The sequence below is a fragment of the Novosphingobium sp. HII-3 genome (assembly GCF_002916655.1).
GTDB lineage: Bacteria > Pseudomonadota > Alphaproteobacteria > Sphingomonadales > Sphingomonadaceae > Novosphingobium > Novosphingobium panipatense.
Map to the genome: position 1 here is coordinate 33695 of NZ_PPSM01000025.1, position 25227 is coordinate 58921.

The following is a 25227-nucleotide window of genomic DNA, read 5'->3' on the forward strand; positions in this document are numbered from 1 at the left end:
AGCCCTGAGCCGTATGATCGGGCCGGAGGGCTCGGTCCCGGCAGAAAGCGTCGTGCTTACGCCTGCAGCAGCTCGGGAAGTTTGCCGGACATTCCCCGCGCCTCGTCCATGAAGAAGCGCTTGAGCGTGGGGATCCGCTGCACCGCTCCCATGCCGAGGCGGCGCACCGCACTTGCCGTGCGCCCCGGCACACCGAACAGGCGCGTGAGCCCATCGGTCACCGACATGACCATGAAGGTATCCAGGCTGCGCCACTTCTCATAGCGCGCCAGCAACTGCGCATCGCCCGGATCGAGCCCGAGGCGCATGCCTTCGCTCAGCACTTCGACAAGAGTACCGACATCGCGCAGGCCGAGGTTCAGGCCCTGCCCGGCGATGGGGTGCATTCCATGCGCGGCATCGCCGATCACGGCAAGCCGCTCCCCGGTCACCTTGCCGGCATGGTGGAAACGCAGCGGATAGCTCATGCGAGGCGCTGACAACGAAATGGTGCCAAGAACGCCGTGCATCCGTTCAGCCACCTCGTTCACGAACATCGCGTCCGGCATGGCGATGACGCCGCCGGCGTCCTTCTCGCCGACCGTCCAGACGAGGGCGCTGCGATGACGCCCCTGTGCGTCGTCCAGCAGCGGCAGCAGGGCGAACGGACCTTCGGGATAGAAGATTTCCCAGGCGGTGTTGCCGTGCGGCTTTTCGTGGAACAGACCGGTCACCATCGCGCGGTGATCGTACTCCCACTTCGCGAGGGCGAAACCCGCCTCATCGCGCGTCGGAGACTGGCGCCCTTCGGCAGCTACAAGAAGCGAAGCGCGCAGAATGCGCCCGTCGGCAAGCTCCACCTCCACGCCGTGCCCGTCGCGGTCGCGGCGGACCGCTTCCGTGCGGACATGCCAGGCGATGTTCGGCTCATCCCTTGCCGCATCGAAAAGGGCGATCCGCAAGTCACGGTTGGCGAACATGCGCCCGAGGCTGCCTTCCTCCGCCTTGGGCGTGAAGTCGATGCGGCCGGGCTTCATGCCGTCCGTCACCGCGATGGAATCGATCGGACAGCCCAAGCCGTCCAGCCGGTCGGCAAGGCCGATGTTGGTGAACAGGTTCCAGCTCGCCGTGGATATGGCGGACGCGCGTCCGTCGGCACCCTCTGCGACCAGATCGGCGGGATCCGCGCGGTCGATGACATGGCTGGTGATGCCTACGCGCGCGGCGGCGAGTGCCAGCGTCATGCCGACAAGCCCGCCACCCAGGATGATCAGGTCGCGGCGCTCAGCCGCGGCAGAGATATTCGAGTCGTTCATTACCCGCAGCTATCGGCCTCCCCGGCGTAGATGTCGAGACACCTGCCGTCCCACGTGCCGGCCGGCGCCTTCAGGCCGACGAGAGCGGCCAGGGTGGGTGCGATGTCCACCGTCTCCACCGGCTGCGCCTGTTCCATGGGCGACAGGCCGCTGCGCCAGAAGAGCATCGGCACCCGGCGGTCATAATCCCATGGGCTACCGTGCGTGGCGGTGTAGCCGGGCTGGGGCTTCGTGCCGGGCACGACGGCGCGCCGGGTCATCATCAACACCTCGCCCGAGCGCTCCGGGTCGAACGACCCGGCAACCCGCTGGATCTCGGTCCAGTCCTGCGGGTGGCCGCTCGGCACCTCGACCGCCTTCAGCTCTTCGGCGGTGTAAACGCCGGAGATCTGCGGATTGGCCTTGAGCTGGGCAATCAGGGTGGCGACCGCCTCGCGATGCTGCTCGACGGTCAGGGTCGCGTTGACCCAGATGTCACCCGAACCGCCTGCGCCGTAGAACAGCGGCCCTTTCCGCGGCACGATCCCGGTCGCCTGTGACACCGAGGCCGACAGAGCCGAAGCGGTAAGCGCCGGGTCAAGTCGGCTGGCTTCCGGCACGCCCTGCAGCTTCATCCTCTCGGGTGCGTCCGCCCCGCCGTGATCGGCGCTGAGAACGACGGCATAGTCGAGGCCGCGCTGGTCGAGTGCGTCGAGCAGTCTGCCGATGGTCTGGTCCAGCACCGCCATCTGAATGCACATCTCCACGCCCTCGTTGCCGTAGGCATGGCCGACCTTGTCCGTCGCCGAATAGCTGACGGAAAGCACATCCGGCACGGCATCCTTGCCTAGCGGTATCTCGTCCAGCAGGCGAATAGCCATGTCCGTGGTGACTTCATCGGTGCGAGGGCTATTGAAGAAGCCCTTGGCGTCCCCGGCCGTCACCGGAAACCGGTACGTGCCGATGGTGAAGCCGCCCATGTCGATGGCGCGGTCGACGCCGCGGCACCAGTCAGGCGCGGGAAGTTCCGCGGCGCCGGCATTGATGGCGGTCGCAAGGGCGGTGTTCTGCGCGACGGCGGCAGGCGATACCCGCCTGCCGTCGTACGTGACGAAGCGGTTGCCGCGTATCCAGTACGCCGCGTCCGTGGTGTGACCACCCATCATCACCACCGCGCGATCCTTGAACGAGACGGCGGCGTTGATGGTCGCCGGATCCTTCTTCTTCAAAAGATCACCCAGCGTCGGCGCCTTGAGATGCATCGGGCTGACGACCGGATTGTCCGAATCGCTCTTCGGGTTCGTCTCGTCTTCGGAGCAGTAGACCTTCTTGTCAGCGCGGCCGATGCCCGGGACGAACCAGTCGTTCGCGATGATGCCGGTGCGGTTGGGATGCACGCCGGTCAGCAGGGTGGAATGTCCGGGGCATGTTTCGGTCGCAGCGTGCGACTGGAAACCGGATGGAAACACCGCCCCCTGCAGAAGCCGCTTCAAGCCCTTCGAGTAGCGCTCGCGGTATTGCTGGAACAGGTCCGCGGAGAACTGATCCACCGAGATCGCAACGAGCAGCCGGGGCGGCGCTTTCGGGGCAGGCGGAGCTGTCGGCTGCTCGGCCGGCGCGGCCTGCTGAGCAGCGGCGGGAACGGCCGAGCCAATCGCGAGCGCAGCGGCAAGCGGAAGTAACGGGAGGCGCATCGAAGCGAGGTTCCTTGAAAAGTCTGCGCGTTAGGGGCAGATGCTGGATGACCGGATCGCGGCCTGAGTGCAAGGCCCTCAACCCCACGGAGCATCATGCAAGCGCGCCGCTATCGCCACGTTATGACGCTGCTGTGTCATCTTCTGGCTTTTCTCTGCCTTTCCGCACCTCTGGCCGCGCAGGCGCAAACGAGGGCGAACCACATTGCGGCGGAGCTGATTGCCGGGCCCGTGATGGACGGGCGGGCGACCTTGGCGATCCGGATGACACCGGATAGCGGTTGGCACGGCTACTGGCGCAATCCCGGTGACGCCGGGCTCGGCATGCAGCTGGAGTGGGATCTTCCCCAAGGCGTGACGGTCGGGGAGCCACGCTACCCCGTGCCGGCGACGCTGCTGGTGCAGGGCCTGATGAACCATGTCTATGAACGCGAGTATGCCGTGCTCGTGCCCCTCACCGTGGCCGGCGCTTCGCGCTCGCTGCCGGTCAGGGTGAAGGCGCAGTGGCTGGCCTGCACTGACCAGATCTGCGTTCCCGAACGCGCGGAACTTGCCACTGAGATCAGGCCCGGCGCGGCTCATGATCCACGCATGGACGCGTGGACCCAGCATCTGCCCGCACCGCTCGATACGACGGCGACCTTCGAGCTGGACGACCGGGAACTGCGGCTGGCGGTACCCCTGCCCGCCTCGGTCCCACTGCAGAGCCCTCACCTCTTCATTCAGCAGGACAAGCTGGTCGACTATGCGGCGCCGCAGGCCTTCAGTCGGAAAGGCGACTTGCTGCTGGTGACGATCCCGCGGGCCCGGTTCGATCCGCGGGAGACGAGCGCTGTGGACGCTGTCCTCAGGCTCGATGCCGCCGGCAACGGCATCGCTCTGAGGGCGAGCGTCGGGCAGGTGCCGGACGGCGGAACCGCTGTTGCCGGCAGCAATGCTCCGGCCCTGCCGCCCTTGCCATGGCTGCTGCTCGCGGCTCTTGCGGGCGGGCTGCTGCTCAACGTGATGCCCTGCGTCTTCCCGATCCTTTCGCTCAAGGCCCTGAGTCTGGCCCGGGCGGGGGAGAGCGAGGCCCATGCACGGGTCGAAGGTGCCGCCTATGCCGCAGGCGTCGTCGCCGCGTGCATGGGACTGGGCGGGGTGCTCCTGATGCTCCGAGCGGGCGGTGAGCAGGTCGGCTGGGCGTTCCAGCTGCAGGAACCGGGTGTCGTCATCGCCCTGTTCGCGCTTGCCGTCGCCATCACTGCCAATCTTCTGGGCGTGTTCGAGTTCAGCGTGCCGGGTTTTGCCAAGGTGGGCTCGCCGCAGGGTGCCTTCGCCACCGGCCTGCTTGCCGCTTTCGTCGCGACGCCCTGCACCGGCCCATTCATGGCAAGTGCCATGGGCGCCGCGCTCCTGCTCCCCGTCGGCCCTGCCCTGCTGCTCTTCGCCACGCTGGGGCTGGGAATCGCGCTGCCCTTTCTTGCCGTCTCCTTCGTGCCCGCCCTGCGCGCCCGTCTCCCGCGCCCCGGCAAGTGGATGGTCACCTTCCGCCGCGTCATGGCCGTGCCGATGGGGCTGACCGCACTCGCCCTCGCATGGCTGATCTGGCGTCTCGGAGGGCCCACATCGCTTGCTTATGTGACGGTGCTGGCGGTGCTGGTGCTAGCTCTTCTCGGCCTCGTCGGCAGGGCGCAGCGCAGCGGCAGGCGCGCGCTTCTCCCGGCCTTCGCCACGCTTGCTGTGCTGGCGGTGGGCGTTCTGACGATGCCCGACCCGGCGCCGCAGTCCCGGCCGGAGGCTTCCATCCTCAAAGCCCAAGTGTTCTCGCCCGAGGCGCTCGATCAGGCTAGGCGCAGCGGCAAACCGATCTTCGTGTACATGACCGCTGACTGGTGCCTTACCTGCAAGGTCAACGAAGCGGCGGCCATCGAGCGGGAGGAGACGCGGGCCGCGTTCCAGAAGGCGGGCGTCATCGTCCTGCGCGGCGACTGGACCCGCCGGGATCCGGCGATCACCCGCTACCTGACCGAGCGGGGCGCAGCGGGCGTGCCGCTGTACGTGTGGTACGACAAGGAAGGCAGGGCAGAAACCCTCCCGCAGGTGCTCACCCCGGCCGTGCTGGAGCAGAAGGCCGGGGTTTGAGCGGGCTACTTCTTCGGCAGCTCCGGAGCGATCTGCGCAACCTTTTCAAGCTGGGGCCGCACGCTCTGCATGGGGCCGACCACAACCACGCTGAGGCCGTCTACGGCAAGCTCCCGCTTGGCCGCCGTCTGGAAGTCGCTCGCCGTCAGGGCATTGGTACGGCCGACGAAGCCGTCAAGGTAGTCGGCGCCAAGACCCAGTACGTCGAGGGTGGAGAGCCGCATCGCCAGTCCATCGCGCGAAGACAGGCCGAGCACGAAGGTGCCGTTCATGTAGTTGCGGATCCCCTGCACTTCGGCATCCGTGGGCAGCGTGTCCTGCATCACCCGGATCTCCTTGTAGATCTCCGATATGGCTGGTCCGGTCGATTCGGCGGTGATGTCCGCATCCTCCACCCAGCTGGTGCCCTGCACACGCTGCACCAGCGCCGCTCCGGGCGAATAGGTGTACCCCTTGTCCTCACGGATGTTGCGCGTGATGCGTGAGGAAAAGTAGCCCCCCAGAAGCGTGCTGGCTGCCCGGAAATCGACATCGTAGCCCTGCTGGTCCACGCGCTTGCCGATCCAGACGGTCGACTGCGGCGCTCCGGGCCGGTCGATGAGGACGACCTTGGCGGGCGGTGCAGGGGGAGCCGCCACCTGCGTCGGTGGGGCGCCGGGCATCCAGCCCTGGAACGCCTTCTCCACGGCCGCGCGAACAGTTGCCGGATCGAACCGCCCGACCACGTAGAGGTGCGTGCGGGTCGCACCGAAGTTTGCCTTGTGGAACGCCTTCACCTGATCCAGCGTGTAGCCCGAAAGCTGCTGCGCGGTAGGGAAAGTGCGCCCGTACGGGTGGTTCGGGTAAAGCGCCGCCGCGAACGCTTCGGACGCGATCGAGCCGGGGGTGGATTTCGCCACGGTCAGCGTACGGCCCAGATCCGCCTTGACCTTTTCCAGTTCCGAGGCCGGGAAATCCGGCCGCTGCAGAACGTCCGCCACCAGACCGATGGCGGCCGGTGCCGAGTCGCTGAGGACGTCGATCATCGCGGAGGTCGAATCCGGCCCCGTCGTCAGGGAGAGATTGCCGCCCATGCCGGCTGCGACCTCGGCCAGCTGGTTGGCATCGCGTCCCCCCGCACCCTTCTGCATGAGGGTGCCGGTCAGATCGGCGAGCCATACATTCTGTCCGTCATCGATGTTCCCGGTCCGCACGGTGGCGAGGATCGTCACCTTCGGCACGTTGCCGTGCTGCGCCATCGTCACCTTCATGCCGTTGGGAAGCGTCAGTTCGGTGAGGGGCGGGAGCGCAAAGGGCTTGGCAGGGGCGGCGGCGGGCGGCGTCTCCCGCGCCAAGGCAGGCGTGGCGACGATCGCCAGCGCCGCCAGCGGAAGGACGAGATTGCGGATCTTCTTCATCGTTCGCTCCTTCACTTCGTGGCGGTGGTGGTGGCGGTGGGGACCGCAGTGGCCTCGCCGCTCGGTGCGACCGCGCCCGGCTTCAGGCTGATGATCGTGCGGTTGGTGGGCCGCAGGTATTCCCGCGCCGTCTTGCGGATCAGTTCGGGCGTGACCTGACCGATCTCCGCCTCCAGCCGGTTGATGCGTCCCGGATCGTCATCGAACAATGCGAAGCTGGCGAGCAGGTTGACGAGGCCGAAGCGGTAACCGTCTCCCAAGGTATCGTAGAGCTCGGAGCGGGCCTTGGTCTTGGCACGGTTCAGTTCCGTGGCGCTGACGAGGTTATCCTGCAGATCCTTCACCACGGCATCCACATCCGCGAGGATAGCGTCGTCCGTCACGTCGGCGCCATGGATCAACGTTCCGGACCAGAGCATCGGGCCGTTGTAGTCGTAGGGGCTGCCCAGCGGCCAGTTGATCCCGCCCGAGACGTTGCCGGTGTAGCCCTTCTCGTTGACCAGCACCTTGGTGAGACGGCTGTCGGCGCCCTGGATCAGCATCAGGTCGATCAGCCGCATCGCCGCCCATTCGGGTGTGTTCTTGGGCGGGACGTGATAGGCCCAGGCCAGCGCCGGCTGCGGAGCGAGCGCATCGGTCTTGACCGCGCGCTTCTCCTGCGTCTGGCGAGGCTCGGAGATGTCGGGGAACTGGAGATTCCTGGAAGCCGGTATCGGGCCGAAGTACCTCTCCACCCAGCCCATCACCTGCGCCGGGTTGACGTCCCCAGCGACCACCAGCACGGCATTGTTCGGCGCGTAGTACTCGTTGAAGAACTGCTGTACGTCGCCCAGGGTGGCCGCGTCGATCTCCTTCAGGTCACCGTAGAAGTTATGGGCGTTGTACCAGTTGGTGTTGGCCAGCTGGGGCAGGTCCAGCCAGGGGAAGCCGCCGTAGGGCTGGTTGAGGACATTCACCTTGACCTCGTTCTTCACCACACCCTGCTGATTGGTGAGGTTCTCCTGCGTGATGGCGAGGCCCTTCATTCGGTCCGCCTCGGCCCACAGGAACGTCTCGGTCGTGTTGCTGGGGATCGCCTGATAGTAGTTGGTGAAGTCGAACCGGGTGGATCCGTTCAGCACACCGCCGTTGGCGTTCACCAGCCCGATGAACTCCGCCTTACCGAGGTTCTTTGAGCCCTGGAACATCATGTGTTCAAACAGGTGCGCAAATCCGGTGCGATTGCGCGGTTCAAGGCGGAAGCCGATGCCGTAGTAGACCCCGATGGTTGCGGTAGGCACGGAGCGGTCCGGTGAAATGACGACCTTCAGGCCATTGGCGAGCTTGTGATACTCGACCGGCACCTCAGCCTTTGCGGGAGACATGGCTGCAACGGCCCCGGGCGCCGCCGACGCTGCGGGGGCGATCACCGCCGCCAGTGATGCGGCCGCAAGGAAGGCGGCTCGGTAGATGCCGAGTTTCATGGCGATGTGTTCTCCCCGAAAGTCCCTGTTGATCGAACGGCGCCCGGCCCCGTCCGGACGTCCTCGGCCCGGTCCGCAGCCTTGCGACGAAACCAGACTAGCCAGCGCTCAACGGATTACAATCATCGATCTGCAGGCGATCCGCGCCGCTACCGGACCCGAGCGCCGGACGCGATCAGAACCCTGCGCCGGCTGGCCAGTTTCGCCCCGCAAGCCCCATGACCTTGAACAGCTCGCCCATCTGCTCGGGCTGGATCAGGCGATCCCGAGCCGTCGCGATCGCCTCGGCATGATCGGGAGCGGCAGCGCTGAGCTGGGCCGCACGCATTTCGATGCCGAGCGCGCGCAGGAAATCCCCCTGCGTGGCCGTACCGAGATGACGCGCCCCGTTCGCCAGCGCCACATCCTTCATCGCGGCGAAGTCGACCAGACAGGTAAGGTCCGCCTCACCCGGCATTTTAAAGGGATCGACCTTCCGGTGCGCGCGAATTGCCTGCAGCGTGGATCCGGTTCGGGGTTCGGCATAGCCGTAGTCGATCAGCAGGGCCGTGCCGCCCTGCGCCTGCAGGCGCCGCGCGACTTCGTCGACCACCGCAGCCGCACCGGGACAGGTTTCGATGAGCGTCTGCTCGGGCTCATCGCGCCAGCGCTCGGGAACGGCGGCGTCCATCGGCCGGTCGCCGGCGACCGGCACGAACCGGTCGTCCCGAAGGCCCACCATGCGTTCACGCCATCCTTCGGCCGTCCTGACCATCTGACGCACCGGCAGCGCGTCCAGGAATTCATTGGCAACCAGCAGCAGCGGCGCATCGTCGGGAAGAGTGTCGAGATCGTCGTGCCAGCGTGCATCAGGCACGATCCCCGCCTGCACCTGGCGCAGGGCCGCGGACCCTTCGACCAGATGAACCGTCGGATTCAGCCCCTGCCTTCGCATGACCCGCAGCGCGTCGCGGGCCAGCGTGCCCCGGCCGGGGCCCAGCTCGACGTAGTGTACCTCCGCCGGTGCTCCGGCACGCGACCAGATGTCGACCAGCCACAACCCGATGAGTTCGCCGAACATCTGGCTGATCTCGGGGGCAGTGATGAAGTCACCCGCGCCGCCAAGCGGATCCTTCCCGGCGTAGTAGCGGGCGTTCGATTCGCCCATGTACTGCTGCAGGGAAATGGGCCCGCCAATGGCGATCAGCCGGCGAAACACCGCCGCCAGCGGTGACTGCGTCATCAGGTGATCTCGATGGGGCGCCGCATGGACAGCTCCGGACGGCCGAGCGCCCGCGCGACCAGGAACAGGCCGAGCAGGATCAACGGAACCGTGAGCCACTGTCCCATCGAGAGGCCGGTCGCCTGCGCGAAGCGCTGGAGCTGCGCATCCGGTTCGCGGAAGAATTCGACCAGGAAGCGGGCGGATGCGATGCCCACCGTGAATACGCCGACGAGCAGGCCGGGACGATAGCGGGCACGGCTCTTCCAGAACAGCGCGAGCATGACCACGATCATCAGCGCGCCTTCCAGGGCCGCCTCGTAGAGCTGGCTGGGATGGCGTGGAAGCGGCCCGGCATCCGGGAACACCATGGCCCAAGGCACGGAGTTGGGAGCGACGCGGCCCCACAACTCGCCGTTCACGAAGTTGGCAAGGCGGCCGAACAGCATCCCGAACGGCACACAGACGGCGATGTAGTCCGCGACGCGCACGAAGTTCAGCTGGTTGCGCCACGCGACCCAGGCCATTGCGAGGATGACGCCGATCAAGCCGCCGTGGAAGCTCATGCCGCCGTGCCACAGCTTCAGAAGTTCGGCGGGATGAGCCCACAGGCTTGGTATTTCGGAGCTGCCGCCAGTGTAGAAGGTGGCGTAGCCGAGCCGGCCACCGAGAATGATGCCGATCGTGCAGTAGAAGAAGAGGTCATCCGCGTGCCGCTGGGCAAGCGGTGCGCCGGGAGCCTTGATCATGCGGCTGAGGTGCCAGTACCCCAGCACGATGCCGGCGAGATAAGCCAGCGAGTACCAGCGAAGTTCGAAACTGCCGATGCGGAACAGGTAATTCTTGAGACCGAGATTGACCCAGTAAATCGGTTCGGCGGCTTCGCTGGCGGCAGCGGCAAGCATTGTCAGAGACAAGTGATGGACCTCGCGTGGTTCATGTCCTGGCAGGCCGGACGGCCTTCTGTCTGCGGCTTCTGGCATAGCCTGTCACGCGATGGTAGCCGCCAATTCATTTTCGTGCGCTACTGCGTACACTTGCCCCCGCTTCCCCTGGGCAGCGCCAGTCACTAGATCAAGGCTCTATGCGCAGCGTCATTCGAATCCCCTCCCCCCGATCCGTCATCGACAGACGGGACCTCGTTTCCCGGATTGACGCGGTTGTGGCCGCGCAAGGCGCGGTGAAGGGCCGCAGGGCCATTGTGGAACTGCTGCGCGGTGCATTGGAAGACGGCCGCGAGGAAATCGCTCGCCGCCTGGTGGAAAAGCCCTCTGCCGGACACGAGGTCGCCGAGGCGCAGGCGTTCCTCACCGACCAGCTGATCCGTGTCGTTCATGACCACGTCGTCGCAAACGTCTATCCCGCCAGCAATAGGTCGAAGGGCGAGCGCCTGACGATCATGGCAGTCGGCGGGTATGGCCGGGGCGAAATGGCGCCGCACTCGGACGTGGACATCGCCTTTCTCACCCCGATCAAGCAGACCCCGTGGTGTGAGCAGGTCATCGAGGCGATGCTGTACTTCATGTGGGACCTGTCGCTGAAGGTCGGCCATTCCAGCCGCTCGATCGACGATATGGTTCGCATGTCGAAAGCGGATCTGACGATACGGACGGCGATGCTGGAAGGGCGCTACGTCTGGGGCGATCAGGAGCTCTACGAAGAGGTGCGCCAGCGCTTCTGGCGCGACGTCGTGTCAGGCACGGAGCGCCAGTTCGTGGTTGAGAAACTGGCCGAGCGCGAGGAGCGGCACAAGCGCATGGGCGACAGCCGCTACGTGGTCGAGCCCAATATCAAGGAAGGTAAGGGCGGGCTGCGCGACCTCCACACGCTCTACTGGATCGGCAAGTACATCCACAAGGTCCGCTCGCCCGCCGAGCTGGTGGACGTGGGCCTGCTGACCCAGCGGGAGTATCGCGCCTTCCGTCGGGCGGAGAACTTCTTCTGGGCCGTGCGCTGCCATCTGCACACCATCACCCGACGGGCCGAGGATCGCCTGACCTTCGACATGCAGCGCGAAGTCGCGGCCCGGATGAACTTCTCGGACCGGCCCGGCAAAAGCGCGGTCGAACGCTTCATGCAGATGTTCTTCCTTCAGGCGAAAGTTGTGGGCAACCTGACAGGAGTGTTCCTCGCCCAGCTCGACGAGCAGTTCGCCAAGCGCCAGCCTCGCGGCCTGCTTGCCGGGTTCCGCGCGCGCGAACGCCTGCTGCGCGGCTACAAGGTCTTCGGCGGGCGGCTGCGGGCTCCTTCGGACGACTGGTTCGCGACGGATCCGGTGCGAATGATCGAGATCTTCGTCCTCGCCGAGCGGGAGGGGCTGGAGATCCATCCCGAGACGCTGCGCCTGATTTCCAGGGACGCCGCCCTGATCCGTGACGAGGTGCGCAACGACCGGCGCGCCAACGACCTGTTCATGGAGCTGCTGACCAGCCGCCGGAACCCGGAAGCGGCATTGCGCAGCTTCAACGAAGCCGGCGTCTTCGGGCGCTTCGTCACCGAATTCGGCCGCGTCAACGCGCAGATGCAATTCGACATGTACCACCACTACACGGTGGACGAGCACACCATTCGGGCGATCGGCCTCCTGTCCCGCATCGAGAAAGGCGAGTTGATCGGCGATCATCCGCTCAGCCACGAGATCATCCACAAGATCCGCTCACGGCGCGCGCTTTACGTGGCCGTCCTGCTTCACGACATTGCGAAGGGGCGTCGCGGCGACCACTCGATCCTCGGCGCGGAGATCGCCCGGAAGCTGTGCCCCCGCTTCGGTCTCAACGAGGAAGAGACGGAGCTTGTCTCCTGGCTTGTACGCCAGCACCTGCTGCTCTCGGCCACCGCCTTCAAGCGCGACCTGTCGGACGCCAAGACGATCACGGACTTCGTGGAAGTGGTGCAGTCAGTGGACCGGCTGCGCCAGCTCACTGTGCTGACCATCGTCGATATTCGCGCGGTCGGCCCCGGCACCTGGAACTCCTGGAAGCGACAGCTGATCGCGTCGCTGTATGGCGCGGCGGAGGAGCGCCTGCGCCTCGGCCACGCGGAATTCGGGCGCCCGAGGCGGGTCGAGGCGAAGAAGATGACGGTGCAGGCGCTGGGCACGGAATACGCCGCGCTGATTGAACAGGTGGGCGGCACGTTCAACGACGCCTACTGGATCGCGGAGCCCGAGGATGTCATCGCACGCAACCTCGTGCAGCTCGCGGCGCTGGACGACCAGCCGCTCTCGATCGCAACCGAATACTACCCCGCGCGCGGTGCGACGCTGGTGACCGTGATCGCCTCCGACCATCCGGGGCTGTTCTACCGTATTGCCGGTGGCATCCATCTGGCCGGCGGCAACATCATCGATGCGCGCATTCACACGACCAAGTCCGGCCGCGCCGTCGACAACTTCCTTGTCCAGGATCCGCTCGGCCGCCCGTTCATGGAATATGCCCAGCTGCGACGGCTGGAACTGACGATCGAAAACGCGCTGGCGAACCGCATCAAGATCCTGCCGCAACTGGTCGCCAAGCCCGATGCGCGCCCCCGCGCCGACGCCTTCGACGTGCGCCCGCGGGTCCTGTTCGACAACAAGGCCTCGAACCGCTTCACCGTCATCGAAGTCAATGCCCGCGACCGTCCGGCCCTGCTCAACCGCCTCGCTCATGCCCTGTTCGAATCCAAGCTGATGGTTCACTCCGCTCACATCGCCACCTACGGCGAGCGGGCCGCAGACACCTTCTACGTGACGGATCTGCTGGGAGAGAAGGTCACCGCCCCCACTCGCATACGCATGATCGAGCGTCGCCTGCTTGAAGCGGCCAGCGAACCGTCGCTTGAAGGGGCGGCGGCCTGAATACGTTCCGGCGAACAGCCCGAGCCCCAGTTCCTCCAACGGAGAAGAAGCATGAAGCTTGAAGACAAGGTCTGCCTCGTTACCGGCGCGGCAAGCGGCATCGGCAAGGCCATCGCTGAGAGGTACGCCGCCGAAGGCGCGCGAGTGGCGATTGCCGATCTCCACGGAGACTCAGCGCAACGCGCGGCCGACGCGATCCGGGCTGCGGGCGGGAAGGCCATGGCCGTCGCGATGGATGTCACCAGCGAGGACCAGGTCAACGAAGGCGTCGCCCGGGTGGTGGAGGCCTGGAACACGGTGGACGTCCTCGTCTCGAATGCCGGCATCCAGATCGTCAATCCGGTCGAAAGCTTCTCCTACGCCGACTGGAAGAAGATGCTGGCGATCCACCTCGACGGCGCCTTTCTCACGTCCCGGGCCGTCCTCCCGCACATGTACGCGCAAGGATCCGGCTCGATCATCCTGATGGGTTCGGTCCACTCCAAGGAGGCGAGCCCCCTCAAAAGCGCTTACGTGACGGCCAAGCACGGGTTGCTCGGTTTGTCGCGCGTGATCGCCAAGGAAGGCGGCAAGAAAGGTGTTCGCACAAACGTGATCTGCCCCGGCTTCGTGCGCACGCCGCTGGTCGACAAGCAGATACCGGAGCAGGCGAAGGAACTGAACATCACCGAGGAAGACGTCGTAAAGCGCGTCATGCTCGGCCAGACCGTCGATGGCGAGTTCACCACGGTCGACGACATCGCCGAGGTGGCCCTGTTCTTCGCCAGCTTCCCGACAAACGCCCTCACCGGCCAGTCCCTGGTGGCGAGCCATGGCTGGTTCATGGAGTAAGCCGGGCTCATGAAAGAACGGCGCGCGCCCACCGGACGCGCGCCTTCAAGCCGTCAGCCGATCAGCGCTTCGGCGATCTGAACCGCGTTCAGCGCGGCGCCCTTGCGCAGGTTGTCGTTCGACAGGAACAGCGCCAGGCCGTTCTCCACGCCCGGATCGCGACGCACGCGGCCGACGAAGACCGGGTCCTTGCCCGTTGCGTCCAGCGGGTTGGGAACTTCCGTCACCACGACGCCCGGCGCCGCGGCCAGCAGTTCAAGTGCTCGCTCGACGCTGATCGGTCGCTCGAACTCAGCATTGATCGAGAGCGAGTGCCCGGTGAAGACCGGCACGCGCACGCAAGTACCGGACACCGGAAGTTCCGGGATCTCCAGGATCTTGCGGCTTTCGTCGCGCAGCTTGATCTCTTCCTCGGTATATCCATCCTCGGCGTAGACGTAGTTCAGCGGCACCACGTTGTGCGCCATCGGCACCGCCCACTTTTCCGCTTCCGGAAGCAGCGCCGCCGCATCACCGGCGGCCAGATCACGCGTGCGGTCACCCACGTGTTCGATCTGTCGGGCCAGCACGTCGATACCCTCAAGCCCGCCGCCCGACACCGCCTGGTAGGTGGAAACGATGAGGCGCTTCAGCCCCGCCTCGTCATGCAGCGGACGCAGCACCGGCATGGCGGCCATGGTCGTGCAGTTCGGGTTGGCGATGATGCGCCTGGGCAGGTCGGCCAGCGCGTGCGGGTTCACTTCGGCCACGACGAGCGGCACGTCCGGGTCGGAGCGGAAGGCGGAGGAATTGTCGATCACGATGGCACCGGCGGCTGCCGCCTTGGGCGCGATCGCCTTTGCAGTCGAACCGCCAGCGGAGAACAGCACCACGTCGAGACCGGCGTAGTCGGCTGTCGCGGCGTCCTCGACGACGACGCCGTCGATCTCCTTGCCGGCGGAGCGGGCGGAGGCGAAAAGACGAAGCTGGCCGATCGGGAAGTTCCGCTCGGCAAGAATTTCGCGAATCATCGTGCCGACGAGGCCGGTCGCGCCGACGACGCCGACGTTGAGCTTCTGACCGGGAGCGAACTTATGAACCATGACCTATGCGTCTCCTACTTCGGGGAGCAGCGCGAGGTCTTTTTCTCGATCCTGAAGAGAACCCCGCCTGCCGGTGCGGGGTGAGTGTCCGTGTGTGCGTTCAGATCATGCACACCGTCGACACCCACCGCGCTGATGCGGCGGGTTTCGAGGTGGTAATAATGATCGGCGTTGCGAACATGTCGGCGCCATTAGCGGCAAGTACCCGCGCTGTAAACCGCCATTAAATTGCGCCGTCGAATCTCACGCCGCAGCGCACAGGCGCCGGAGCGCCTCTTCGCGACCGATCAGGATCAGCATTGCGCTCATGTCAGGCCCGTGGTCCATGCCCGTAAGCGCCTGACGCAGCGGCAGGAACAGCGACTTGCCCTTGCGCCCGGTCCGGTCCTTGAGGGTGCCGGTCAGTGCCTTCCAGACGCCATCGTCCCAGCCTAGACCGGCCAGTGCCTCGGCTGCCTGCGCGCAGAACGCACGATCCTCGTCCCCGAAGGGGGGAGCGGCCACGGGCCCGGTTACCACGGCCCACCAGTCACCGGCATCAGCCACACGGCCGAGGTTAGGGCGAATGGCATCCCATGCAGCCGCATCCATTCCCTCGGGCAGGCGGTTCGCAACGGCGCTGAACGGAAGGCCATGCACGACCGCAGCGTTCACACGCTCCAGTTCGGCTTCGTCGAAGCGGGCGGGAGCCCGGCCGAAGCGCGAGAGGTCGAAAGCGGCGGCCAACTCGTTCAGGCCCAGCGCCGGATCGACCGGATCGCTTGTGCCAAGCCGCCCCAGGAGCGCCACCAGGGCAGCAGGCTCGATCCCCGCGTCGCGGAAATGCGCCGCGCCCAGCGATCCCAGCCGCTTGGAAAGCTTGCCCTCGGTTCCAACCAGAAGCGCTTCGTGTGCGAAGTCCGGCACCTTGGCGTCAAGGGCGGTAAACATCTGGACCTGTGCCGCGGTGTTGGAGACGTGATCCTCGCCGCGAAGAATGTGCGTCACGCCCATTGCCACGTCATCGATCACGGAAGGCAGCATGTAGAGCCACGAACCGTCGGCGCGTCGCACGACAGGGTCGCTCATTTGTGCGGCATCGAACTTCTGCACACCGCGAATGCCATCGTTCCACTCGATGACTTCGTCATGGTCGAGCAGGAAGCGCCAGTGGGGCAACTCCCCCGCCGCCATCTTCGCGGCCTTTTCTTCCGATGTCAGCTTGAGCGCGGCGCGATCGTAGATCGGCGGCAGACCGCGCCCCAGCAGGACCTTACGACGCAGTTCCAGCTCATGCGGCGTTTCCCAGCACGGATAGACCCGTCCTGCGGCCTCCAGCCGGGCAAAGGCTTCCTCGTAGATGGCGAAACGCTGCGACTGCCGCTCCTCGCCTTCCGGTTCGAGGCCCAGCCAGGCCAGATCGGCGCGGATCGCGTCCACATAGTGTTCGCGGGAACGTGCGGCATCTGTGTCGTCGATGCGCAGGAGAAAGCGCCCGCCCGCCTGCTTTGCCAGCAGGTAGTTGTGCAAAGCGGTGCGGATATTGCCCACGTGCAGGTGGCCGGTGGGCGAAGGAGCGAAGCGCGTTACGGTCATGCCGGTGCGATTAGGAGCCCCTGCGCGGCAGGTCAATTTCGCCACGCTACCGGGCCGATCACCGTGCCCTGCAGATACAAAAAACCCTCCCGGTCGGGAGGGTTTTCTGTCCGTCGTCAAACGGTCTTTCCATCATTCCGGTGTGGACCCGGACCGGAAAGCGGCGGGGACCGGCACGCCGAAGCAAGTGCCGAGTCCCCACGCCGATTACATCGCCTCGGTCGCAGCCTCGGTCGGCACGTCGGTGGCGTCACCGGTCATCAGCTCCTCGGGAGCGGTCTCAACCGAATCGGTGGTTGCTTCGGTGGTGGGCTCACCGCCGCAAGCAGCGAGCGACAGAGCGGCAACCGACGCGAACGCGGCGAAAGCAATCTTCTTCATGCGAATCCCCTTGCATTGTTTGGCGCACAGGCCAACGCTTGCAGGCAAGCCTGCTGCGCCATTCTTTAGACGAGACAATGGTGCAACGCAAATAGGAATAAAACACACGCGAATCCGCGGATTTCCTAAGGGTTGCGCACATATAAAGATATCTTTATATGATTGCCGATGCGGATCGACCCCCTCCTGAGAGCTCTTTCTGAGCCGACGCGCCTGCGCATCATGCGTCTGCTGGCGCACATGGAACTCGCGGTCGGAGAGCTTGCGCAGGTACTCGGACAGAGCCAGCCGCGTGTCTCGCGGCACATCCGGATCCTGTGCGATGCAGGGCTGGCGGAGAGACGCAAGGAAGGGAGCTGGGTCTTCCTTCGCAGCGCCGTGAGCGAAAGCGACGTTCCCTCGATGGGCAGCGCGGCAGCCCAGCTGCTCGCGCTCGCCGAGCGGGATGACACGCAGTTTGCCGCACGATGCACAGAGGACCGCCGCCATCTGGCGGCGATCCGCGCCGGCCGGGAGGCAAGCGCGCAGGCCTATTTTGCACGTCATGCGGCGGAATGGGACACCCTGCGGCGGCTCCACGGCGCGGACGAGCCGGTCGAGGACGCCCTCCTTTCGGCTCTCGAGGGCGAATCCCTCGGCGGACTTCTGGATGTCGGCACCGGCACCGGTCGCATGGCGCAGCTTTTGTCCGCGCGCGCAGGTCGCGTTACCGCGCTCGACAAGAGCCCCGAGATGCTGCGCATCGCCCGGGCACGGCTCCAGGACCTTCCGGCAGAGAAGGTGGACCTGGTGCAGGGGGACTTCACCGCCCTTCCCTTTTCGGAGGATGCGTTCGACACGGTGCTGTTCCATCAGGTGCTGCACTACGCCCAGGATCCCGGCATCGTGCTTGGCGAGGCCGCGCGCGTGCTGCGCCCCGGCGGCCGGATCGCCATCGTCGACCTTGCCGCGCATGACCGGGAGGAGTTACGCGAACGGCACGCTCATGCGCGCCTTGGTTTCTCGGACGAGCAGATGCTGGCTCACCTTGTTGCCGCCGGCCTCACCCCCACCTCACCCGTCGCCCTGCCCGGCAGCCCCCTGACCGTTAAGATCTGGACTGCCCGGCGCGATGGTGTAACCGCCCGCCCCGTCGCGACCGCCGACGAGAACCGAAAGACACTCTGATGACTGCTGCTCAACGACCGGCCGAGGCGCCCCTTTTTGCAGGCCTACCGGGAGACATTTCCGTCTCCTTCGAGTTCTTTCCGCCCAAGTCGGAGAAGATGGAGGAGCAGCTCTGGCAGGCCATCACCCAGCTTGCGCCGCTTCAGCCCAGCTTCGTTTCGGTGACGTACGGCGCCGGTGGTTCCACGCGTGAACGGACTCACGCGACGGTGGCGCGGATCGTAAAGGACACCGCGCTCGTCCCCGCCGCCCACCTCACCTGCGTCGCGGCGAGCAAGGACGAGATCGCGGAAGTCGTGGACCAGTACTGGGACGCAGGGGTGCGGCACATCGTTGCCCTGCGCGGCGATCCGCCGCCGACCGATGGCGGCCGCTTCGTACCGCATCCGCAAGGCTACGCCAGCGCCGCCGAACTGGTGGCGGGCATCAAGGCCCGGCATGACTTCGACATATCCGTCGCCGCTTACCCCGAGACGCACCCCGAGGCGGTGAGCGCGCAGCTTGATCTGGACAATCTGAAGCGCAAGCTCGACGCGGGCGCCAACCGCGCGATCACACAGTTCTTCTTCTCCACCGATGCGTACTTCCGGTTCCTCGACAAAGCGCTCGCCGCAGGAATCACCGCGCCGGTTCTGCCGGGAATCATGCCGGTCACCAGCTTCTCGGCCATCCGACGGATGAGCGGCAACACCGAGATTCCCGGCTGGCTGGAAACGATGTTCGACGGACTGGACGAGCGCCCCGGCCCTCGCGCACTCGTCGCGGCGGTCGCCGCCGCGGACCTGTGCAAGCGCCTCTACGAGGGCGGCGTACGCGACTTCCATTTCTACACCCTCAACCGCGCCGAGCAGGCCTACGCGATCTGCCAGCTTCTCGGCCTGCGTCCCAAGGAGCCTTGCGCATGAGCGCGCGTGAAACCTTTCTCGCCGAAGCGGCCAAGCGAATCCTCATCACCGATGGCGCGTTCGGCACCGAAATCCAGAACTGGAAGCTTTCGGAAGCCGACTACGCCGGTGATCTCGGCCTCACTCACGAGCAGAAGGGCAACAACGACATCCTCGCGCTGACCAAGCCCGAAGTGCCGGAAGCCATTCACCGCGCCTACTTCGAGGCGGGCGCCGACATCGCGGAGACCAACACTTTCTCCGCGAACCGCATCAGCCAGGCCGATTACGGAGCCGAGCATCTCGTCCGCGAGATCAACATGGAATCCGCCCGGCTGGCCCGCCGCCTTGCTGACGAATTTCAGGCGAAGGACGGCCGCCCGCGCTTTGTGGCCGGCGCGATCGGCCCCACCAACAAGACGCTCTCCCTCAGCCCCGACGTGAACGATCCGGGCTATCGCGAGATAGACTGGGACACGCTGGTCGACGTCTACAAGGAACAGGCCGCCGCGCTCGTCGAGGGCGGGGCGGACTTCATCCTGATCGAGACCGTGTTCGACACGCTCAACGCCAAGGCCGGGATCATGGCCGTGCGCCATCTGGAAAAGGACCTCGGCCGCGAAGTGCCGATCATGCTCTCGATGACGCTGACCGATCTGTCCGGGCGCAATCTCTCCGGCCACACAGTCGAGGCGTTCTGGCATGCCGTCCGCCATGCGCGTCCGATCACGATCGGGCTGAACTGTTCTTTCGGCGCCACGCAGCTTCGTCCTCACGTGAAGACGCTGTCGGAGATCGCCGACACGCTGATCATGATCTATCCGAACGCAGGGCTTCCGAACGAGCTTGGCGCCTACGACGAGATGCCGGATACGACGGCTGGTTTCGTCGGCGAGTGGGCGGTCGCGGGGCAGGTCAATGTGCTGGGCGGTTGCTGCGGCTCAACCCCGGCGCACATCGCGGCCATTGCGCGGAAAGTGGCGGGCATGGCGCCCCGCCCGATCCCCAACCTCAGTCCGGTGACGCGACTTGCCGGGCTTGAACCCTTCACGATGGCGGCCTGAGGTTCTCGTGAACGAGATACCCATCTGGCGCATCCGCCCTGCCGGGCCGGCCGATGCCGATGCGCTTGCGCTTGTCGGCGCGGCGACCTTCCTCGAAAGTTTCGCGGGGATGATCGACGGCGCGGCCCTCATCGCGCATTGCCTGAAGCAGCACTGCGCCAAGGCCTATCTCGACTACTTTTCAAAAGGCGCGAAAGCCTGGCTTGCCGAGATCGAACCCGGCGGCGCGCCGGTCGGCTACGCCCTCATGTGCGAACCTGAGATCGACCACGCCACCGAAGGCGACGTCGAGCTTAAGCGCATCTATCTGCTGTCCCGCTTCCAGGGTTCGATGATCGCCAGCGCTCTCATGCAGGCTGTCGTGACCGAGGCGAAGGGGCACGCCCGGCTGCTGCTCGGCGTCAAGGACGACAATCACCGCGCCATCTCCTTCTATGCCAAGCACAGGTTCGAGACCGTCGGCACCCGCCGGTTCGACGTGGGCGGCAAGACCTATGACGACTTCGTGCTCGCCCGCACTCTCTGATCCGAAGAGAATACAAAACAGATGACCGTCTCCCATTCCGGCTCCCGCTTCGTCAACATCGGCGAGCGCACCAACGTCACCGGCTCCGCCAGGTTCAAGAAGCTGATCATGGCGGGCGACTACCCTGCCGCCGTCGAAGTGGCGCGCCAGCAGGTCGAGAACGGTGCGCAGGTCATCGACGTCAACATGGACGAAGGCCTGCTCGACGCGGTCGAGGCCATGACCACGTACCTGAAGCTGCTCGCGGCCGAACCGGACATCGCCCGCGTGCCGGTGATGGTCGACAGCTCCAAGTGGGAGGTGATCGAGGCGGGCCTCAAGTGCGTGTCGGGCAAGCCGATCGTCAACTCGATCTCCATGAAGGAAGGCGAGGCGCAGTTCCTTCAACAGGCCCGCCTCTGCATGGATTACGGCGCCGCCGTCGTCGTCATGGCCTTCGACGAGACCGGCCAGGCGGACACCCGTGAACGCAAGATCGAGATCTGCACCCGCGCCTACAAGCTGCTGACCGGGATCGGCTTCCCGCCCGAGGACATCATCTTCGACCCCAACGTCTTCGCGGTCGCCACCGGCATCGAGGAGCACGACCGCTATGGCCTCGACTTCATCGAGGCCGTAGTGGAAATCCGCAAGGCGTGCCCGCACGTCCATTTCTCGGGCGGCCTGTCCAACCTCTCGTTCAGTTTCCGCGGCAACGAGACGGTGCGCCGCGCGATGCACTCCGTCTTCCTCTACCACGCGATCCCGGCCGGCCTCGATATGGCCATCGTGAACGCGGGCCAGCTCGATGTCTACGACCAGATCGACCCGGCCCTGCGCGAGGCCTGCGAAGACGTCATCATGATGCGGCGCCCGGGCGTGGGTGAAGACGGCAAGACCTCGACAGAGCGCCTCATCGAACTGGCGGAAAGCTATAAGGGGAAGGACAAGGCGGAAGAAAAGGCCGCCGAGGAATGGCGCGGCTGGGATGTCACCAAACGGCTGGAGCACGCCCTCGTCAAAGGCATCGACGCCTACGTCGTCGAGGACACGGAGGAAGCGCGTGCTGCGGTCGCGGCGCGTGGCGGGCGCCCGATCGAAGTGATCGAAGGGCCGTTGATGGGCGGCATGAATGTCGTCGGCGATCTCTTCGGCAGCGGCAAGATGTTCCTGCCGCAGGTCGTGAAGTCGGCTCGCGTCATGAAGAAGGCGGTCGCGCACCTGATCCCCTTTATCGAGGCGGAGAAGGACGCCGGCACCAAAGCCAAGGGCCGGATCATCATGGCCACCGTGAAGGGCGACGTCCACGATATCGGCAAGAACATCGTCGGCGTGGTGCTGCAGTGCAACGGCTACGAAGTGATCGATCTGGGCGTCATGGTGCCCTGGACCAAGATCCTCGAAGCCGCGCAGGAGCATGAGGCGGATATCATCGGGCTTTCCGGTCTGATCACGCCCTCGCTCGACGAGATGGTGACCGTGGCCGAGGAGATGCAGCGCGCCGGGATGACCATCCCGCTGATGATTGGCGGCGCGACCACGTCGAAGGTACACACCGCGCTGCGCATCGATCCCGCTTACGAAGGCCCTGTGATTCACGTGCTCGACGCCAGCCGCGCGGTCGGCGTCGCCTCACAGCTTCTGTCGGACACGCAGGCGGAAGGCTTCAAGTCCTCAGTCGCGCTGGAGTACGCCAAGGTCCGTGAAGCGCGCGAAGGCAAGGGCCAGAGCGACCTGCTGCCGCTCGCGGAAGCGCGCGCCAACGCGTTCCCGACGGACTTCTCGCAGAAGCCGCCCGCACCGGTCGAACCGGGGCTGCACGTCTTCGACGATTGGGACCTGCGCGAGCTGGTGGAAACGTTCGACTGGACGCCGTTCTTCCGCGCGTGGGAACTGGCGGGCAACTACCCGGCGATCCTTACAGACGACGTGGTCGGCGAAAGCGCCAGCAGTCTCTTCGCCGATGCGCAGGCCATGCTTGCCCGCATTATCGACGAGAAGTGGCTGACCGCGAGGGGCGTCTGCGCCTTCTGGCCGGCGGCACGCCACGGCGACGATGTCGTGGTCAGCACCGGCTCGCTTGATCCGCAGGTGATCTACGACGCGGTCGAGCTCGGGATTGCCGAAGGGCCGGACTTCATCCGCCTTCCGTTCCTTCGCCAGCAGTTCAAGAAGTCGCGCGGACGGGCAAACTTCTGCCTGTCGGACTTCATTGACGCCAAGGGCGACTGGCTGGGCGGCTTCGCCGTCGCCATTCACGGCATCGAGCCGCATCTGGAGCGTTTCAAGGCCGCGCATGACGATTATTCGGACATCCTCCTCAAGGCCCTCGCGGACCGCTTCGCCGAAGCCTTCGCCGAGCGCCTGCACAGCCATGTTCGCACGACCCTGTGGGGCTACGCACCGGACGAACAGTTCACCAACGAGGCGCTCATCCGCGAGGAGTACAGGGGCATTCGTCCGGCGCCCGGCTACCCGGCCTGCCCGGACCACTCGCTGAAGCCGATCCTGTTCGATCTGCTCAAGGCCCAGGACAATGCGGGCATCGTTCTGACCGAAAGCCAGGCCATGCTGCCCACAGCGGCCGTTTCGGGCTTCTACTTCGCGCACCCCGAAAGCCAGTACTTCGGTGTGGCCCGCATCGGCCGCGATCAGCTGGAGGACTACGCAGCCCGCCGGGACGTGGACCTGCAAACCGCCGAACGCTGGCTGCGCCCCAACCTCGACTGAGCCCCGGCCATCTGCCGCCGAAAGGCGGCGCGTGGCCGTTTTTGATCGAAAGCGCGGCCCGCGACGGCATCAAAATGGCGGAAATCGCGCTTCCACGGTTTCCACCTCGGGCGCAGGTCTGCCATAACGCAGCCGTGAACGAAGACGACTGGCCTTTCGAGACGACCTTCTATGGTGAACCCGATGCCGACATGCTGGACATCCACAGTCCTGATGTCGACTGGAGCCCATCGCCCCCGCCCGCGCCGGATGCGGTAGCCAAAGCCCTCCACGACGTCTTCGGCTTCTCAGGCTTCCGGGGGGTGCAGCAGCAGGTGGTGGACCGCGTCCTTCACGGGCGTTCCACCCTGGCGATCATGCCTACGGGCGCGGGCAAATCGTTGACGTACCAGCTTCCGGCGGTGCTTCTTCAGGGCACATGCGTGGTCGTCTCGCCCCTCATCGCACTGATGCACGACCAGTTGCGCTCGGCCCGGGCGAACGGCATCCGCGCCGCCACCCTCACCAGCGCCGACACCGATCGCGGGCAGACGATGGACGCCTTCCGCGCGGGGGAGCTGGACCTGCTGTACATCGCGCCGGAACGGGCCAGCCAGCCGCACTTCTGCGAGCTGCTGTCGTCCGCCCGGGTCGGCCTTTTCGCCATCGATGAGGCGCACTGCGTTTCGGAATGGGGCCACGACTTCCGCCCCGATTACCGGCTGCTTCGCCCCCTGCTGGACGCCTTTCCCAACGTCCCGCGCCTGGCGCTGACGGCGACGGCGGACCATCATACCCGCAGCGACATCCTTGCCCAGCTCGGCATACCGGAAGAAGGCCTGATCGTCGCCGGCTTCGACCGGCCGAACATCCGCTACGCCATTCGTCCGCGTGAAAACGCGATGCGGCAGCTGAAAGCCATCGTCGAGGAGAACCCCGGTCCCGGCATTGTCTACGCGCCGACGCGCGCACGCGTGGAGCAGCTGGCGGAAAGCCTCGCCTCGGCCACCGGTCGCCGGGTGCTGCCTTATCACGCCGGGCTGGATCCCGATGTTCGTGCCCGCAACCAGGCCGCATTCGTGGCTAGCGAGGACATGGTGATGGTGGCAACCGTCGCGTTCGGCATGGGCATCGACAAGCCCGACGTCCGCTTCGTGGCTCATGCCGGCATCCCCAAGTCCATCGAGGCCTATTACCAGGAAACCGGACGTGCGGGTCGCGATGGCGATCCGTCGGTCGCCGTCATGCTCTGGGGCGCAGAGGACTTTGCCCGCGCCCGCCAGCGCCTTTCGGAGATCGAGCCTCACCGGCAGCAGAGCGAGCGACAGCGGCTGGATGCCCTTGCGGGGCTTGTCGAAACGGCGGATTGCCGCCGCGCCGTCCTGCTCCGGCATTTCGGAGAGGACCCGCCGCACAATTGCGGCAACTGCGACAACTGCCTTGAACCCGTGGGCGTCGTCGATGTCACGGATCTGGCGCGCAAGCTGCTGTCCGCCGTCTACCGGACCGGACAGTCCTACGGCCTTGGGCATCTGGAGAAGGTCCTGGCCGGCGTGGCGGACGACCGGGTGCTGCAGCGGGGGCATGATCAGCTGTCCGTGTTCGGCATACTCGCGGACGACGAGAAGCCGCTGCTCAAGCCGCTCGCCCGGGCGCTTCAGGCGCGGGGCAGCCTGACCGCTACGGAACACGGCGGGCTGGCTCTCGGCGGCGATGCGCGGGCGATCCTCAAGGGCGATGCGGCCGTGGCGATCGTCGTTCCGCCCAAGCCCGAGCGCAAACGGCGTTCACGCGGCGATACGGCCAATCCAGTCGGCGATCCGCTGTTCGAGGCTCTACGCGATCTGCGCCGTGAACTGGCGCAGGAAGCGGGTGTCCCACCTTACGTGGTGTTCCACGATTCCACCCTCCGCGAAATGGCCGCCGCACGCCCCGGCTCGCTGGCCGAACTGGGCAGCATCGGCGGGATCGGCGCCCGCAAGTTCGAGGCTTATGGCGACGCCTTTCTCGAGGTCATCCGCCGGCACTGACTGGCAGG

General features: G+C 65.9%; 18 protein-coding genes. 9 read left to right on the top strand and 9 right to left on the bottom strand.

The features are described from left to right. Window positions 1-56: 56 nt before the first annotated feature. Together C2R25_RS09965 and C2R25_RS09970 are read right to left on the bottom strand one after the other, a co-directional pair. Window positions 57-1295, bottom strand: a complete 1239-nt coding sequence (locus C2R25_RS09965) for a UbiH/UbiF/VisC/COQ6 family ubiquinone biosynthesis hydroxylase (RefSeq protein ID WP_103729034.1) — start codon at window positions 1293-1295, stop codon at window positions 57-59. Beyond that, window positions 1295-2968 carry an alkaline phosphatase family protein gene (locus C2R25_RS09970; protein ID WP_103729035.1) on the bottom strand — a complete coding sequence of 558 codons (1674 nt, stop codon included), beginning with the start codon at window positions 2966-2968 and terminating at the stop codon, window positions 1295-1297. The genes C2R25_RS09965 and C2R25_RS09970 overlap by 1 nt, the downstream gene beginning before the upstream one ends. 96 nt (window positions 2969-3064) lie before the next feature. Here C2R25_RS09970 and C2R25_RS09975 point away from each other — a divergent pair, with 96 nt between their 5' ends. Then, window positions 3065-5092: a protein-disulfide reductase DsbD gene (locus C2R25_RS09975; protein ID WP_103729036.1), complete on the top strand. Its 2028-nt coding sequence runs from the start codon at window positions 3065-3067 to the stop codon at window positions 5090-5092. Between the two features lie 5 nt (window positions 5093-5097). Here C2R25_RS09975 and C2R25_RS09980 read toward each other — a convergent pair whose 3' ends face one another. From C2R25_RS09980 to lgt, 4 genes are all read right to left on the bottom strand, one after another. Beyond that, window positions 5098-6489: a pitrilysin family protein gene (locus C2R25_RS09980; RefSeq protein WP_103729037.1), complete on the bottom strand. Its 1392-nt coding sequence runs from the start codon at window positions 6487-6489 to the stop codon at window positions 5098-5100. 11 nt (window positions 6490-6500) lie between these two features. Further along, the gene (locus C2R25_RS09985) at window positions 6501-7952 is read right to left on the bottom strand and encodes a pitrilysin family protein (RefSeq protein ID WP_103729038.1); all 1452 of its coding nucleotides are present in this window, start codon (window positions 7950-7952) and stop codon (window positions 6501-6503) included. 175 nt (window positions 7953-8127) lie between these two features. Continuing rightward, on the bottom strand, window positions 8128-9174 hold the full coding sequence (locus C2R25_RS09990; protein ID WP_103729039.1) for a class I SAM-dependent methyltransferase: 1047 nt from the start codon (window positions 9172-9174) through the stop codon (window positions 8128-8130). Further along, window positions 9174-10070, bottom strand: coding sequence for a prolipoprotein diacylglyceryl transferase (gene lgt, locus C2R25_RS09995; RefSeq protein ID WP_103729040.1), 897 nt, complete (start codon window positions 10068-10070; stop codon window positions 9174-9176). The genes C2R25_RS09990 and lgt overlap by 1 nt, the downstream gene beginning before the upstream one ends. 167 nt (window positions 10071-10237) lie before the next feature. Here lgt and C2R25_RS10000 point away from each other — a divergent pair, with 167 nt between their 5' ends. Together C2R25_RS10000 and C2R25_RS10005 are read left to right on the top strand one after the other, a co-directional pair. Further along, complete coding sequence (locus tag C2R25_RS10000; RefSeq protein ID WP_103729041.1) at window positions 10238-12991, top strand: [protein-PII] uridylyltransferase; 2754 nt, start codon at window positions 10238-10240, stop codon at window positions 12989-12991. Window positions 12992-13042: 51 nt separating this feature from the next. Further along, window positions 13043-13822: a 3-hydroxybutyrate dehydrogenase gene (locus C2R25_RS10005; RefSeq protein ID WP_103729042.1), complete on the top strand. Its 780-nt coding sequence runs from the start codon at window positions 13043-13045 to the stop codon at window positions 13820-13822. A gap of 53 nt (window positions 13823-13875) precedes the next feature. Here the strand turns inward: C2R25_RS10005 and C2R25_RS10010 are convergent, their stop codons facing one another. From C2R25_RS10010 to C2R25_RS20710, 3 genes are all read right to left on the bottom strand, one after another. Then, a complete protein-coding gene (locus tag C2R25_RS10010) occupies window positions 13876-14904 on the bottom strand; it encodes an aspartate-semialdehyde dehydrogenase (RefSeq protein ID WP_103729043.1) in 1029 nt (342 codons plus the stop codon). Window positions 14905-15147: 243 nt separating this feature from the next. Continuing rightward, entirely contained in the window at window positions 15148-16479 is a 1332-nt protein-coding gene (gene gltX, locus C2R25_RS10015; protein WP_103729044.1) for a glutamate--tRNA ligase, read from the bottom strand. 207 nt (window positions 16480-16686) lie between these two features. Then, on the bottom strand, window positions 16687-16860 hold the full coding sequence (locus C2R25_RS20710; protein WP_199183806.1) for a hypothetical protein: 174 nt from the start codon (window positions 16858-16860) through the stop codon (window positions 16687-16689). Between the two features lie 168 nt (window positions 16861-17028). On the opposite strand from C2R25_RS20710, the gene C2R25_RS10020 reads away from it, so the two are divergent. From C2R25_RS10020 to recQ, 6 genes are all read left to right on the top strand, one after another. Continuing rightward, window positions 17029-18027, top strand: coding sequence for a metalloregulator ArsR/SmtB family transcription factor (locus C2R25_RS10020; RefSeq protein WP_103729045.1), 999 nt, complete (start codon window positions 17029-17031; stop codon window positions 18025-18027). Next, on the top strand, window positions 18027-18932 hold the full coding sequence (gene metF, locus C2R25_RS10025; RefSeq protein ID WP_103729046.1) for a methylenetetrahydrofolate reductase [NAD(P)H]: 906 nt from the start codon (window positions 18027-18029) through the stop codon (window positions 18930-18932). The genes C2R25_RS10020 and metF overlap by 1 nt, the downstream gene beginning before the upstream one ends. Then, entirely contained in the window at window positions 18929-19975 is a 1047-nt protein-coding gene (locus tag C2R25_RS10030; protein ID WP_103729047.1) for a homocysteine S-methyltransferase family protein, read from the top strand. The genes metF and C2R25_RS10030 overlap by 4 nt, the downstream gene beginning before the upstream one ends. A 7-nt stretch (window positions 19976-19982) precedes the next feature. Further along, window positions 19983-20501, top strand: coding sequence for a GNAT family N-acetyltransferase (locus C2R25_RS10035; RefSeq protein ID WP_103729048.1), 519 nt, complete (start codon window positions 19983-19985; stop codon window positions 20499-20501). 21 nt (window positions 20502-20522) lie between these two features. Further along, window positions 20523-23210 carry a methionine synthase gene (metH, locus tag C2R25_RS10040; RefSeq protein WP_103729049.1) on the top strand — a complete coding sequence of 896 codons (2688 nt, stop codon included), beginning with the start codon at window positions 20523-20525 and terminating at the stop codon, window positions 23208-23210. A 134-nt stretch (window positions 23211-23344) separates the two neighbouring features. Then, window positions 23345-25219 (top strand): DNA helicase RecQ, encoded by a 1875-nt coding sequence (recQ, locus tag C2R25_RS10045; protein ID WP_233203901.1) that lies wholly within the window; start codon window positions 23345-23347, stop codon window positions 25217-25219. Window positions 25220-25227 lie beyond the last annotated feature (8 nt).

What these genes read in the sequence shown, in the direction of transcription:
- C2R25_RS10005 (WP_103729042.1), top strand. Translation starts at nt 13,043, where the DNA reads ATGAAGCTTGAAGACAAGGTCTGCCTCGTTACCGGCGCGGCAAGCGGC.
- metH (WP_103729049.1), top strand. Translation starts at nt 20,523, where the DNA reads ATGACCGTCTCCCATTCCGGCTCCCGCTTCGTCAACATCGGCGAGCGC.
- C2R25_RS09965 (WP_103729034.1), bottom strand. Translation starts at nt 1,295, where the DNA reads ATGAACGACTCGAATATCTCTGCCGCGGCTGAGCGCCGCGACCTGATC.
- C2R25_RS09990 (WP_103729039.1), bottom strand. Translation starts at nt 9,174, where the DNA reads ATGACGCAGTCACCGCTGGCGGCGGTGTTTCGCCGGCTGATCGCCATT.
- C2R25_RS09980 (WP_103729037.1), bottom strand. Translation starts at nt 6,489, where the DNA reads ATGAAGAAGATCCGCAATCTCGTCCTTCCGCTGGCGGCGCTGGCGATC.
- C2R25_RS10020 (WP_103729045.1), top strand. Translation starts at nt 17,029, where the DNA reads ATGCGGATCGACCCCCTCCTGAGAGCTCTTTCTGAGCCGACGCGCCTG.
- C2R25_RS09975 (WP_103729036.1), top strand. Translation starts at nt 3,065, where the DNA reads ATGCAAGCGCGCCGCTATCGCCACGTTATGACGCTGCTGTGTCATCTT.
- C2R25_RS10030 (WP_103729047.1), top strand. Translation starts at nt 18,929, where the DNA reads ATGAGCGCGCGTGAAACCTTTCTCGCCGAAGCGGCCAAGCGAATCCTC.
- gltX (WP_103729044.1), bottom strand. Translation starts at nt 16,479, where the DNA reads ATGACCGTAACGCGCTTCGCTCCTTCGCCCACCGGCCACCTGCACGTG.
- C2R25_RS20710 (WP_199183806.1), bottom strand. Translation starts at nt 16,860, where the DNA reads ATGAAGAAGATTGCTTTCGCCGCGTTCGCGTCGGTTGCCGCTCTGTCG.
- C2R25_RS10010 (WP_103729043.1), bottom strand. Translation starts at nt 14,904, where the DNA reads ATGGTTCATAAGTTCGCTCCCGGTCAGAAGCTCAACGTCGGCGTCGTC.
- C2R25_RS09985 (WP_103729038.1), bottom strand. Translation starts at nt 7,952, where the DNA reads ATGAAACTCGGCATCTACCGAGCCGCCTTCCTTGCGGCCGCATCACTG.
- C2R25_RS09970 (WP_103729035.1), bottom strand. Translation starts at nt 2,968, where the DNA reads ATGCGCCTCCCGTTACTTCCGCTTGCCGCTGCGCTCGCGATTGGCTCG.
- C2R25_RS10000 (WP_103729041.1), top strand. Translation starts at nt 10,238, where the DNA reads ATGCGCAGCGTCATTCGAATCCCCTCCCCCCGATCCGTCATCGACAGA.
- metF (WP_103729046.1), top strand. Translation starts at nt 18,027, where the DNA reads ATGACTGCTGCTCAACGACCGGCCGAGGCGCCCCTTTTTGCAGGCCTA.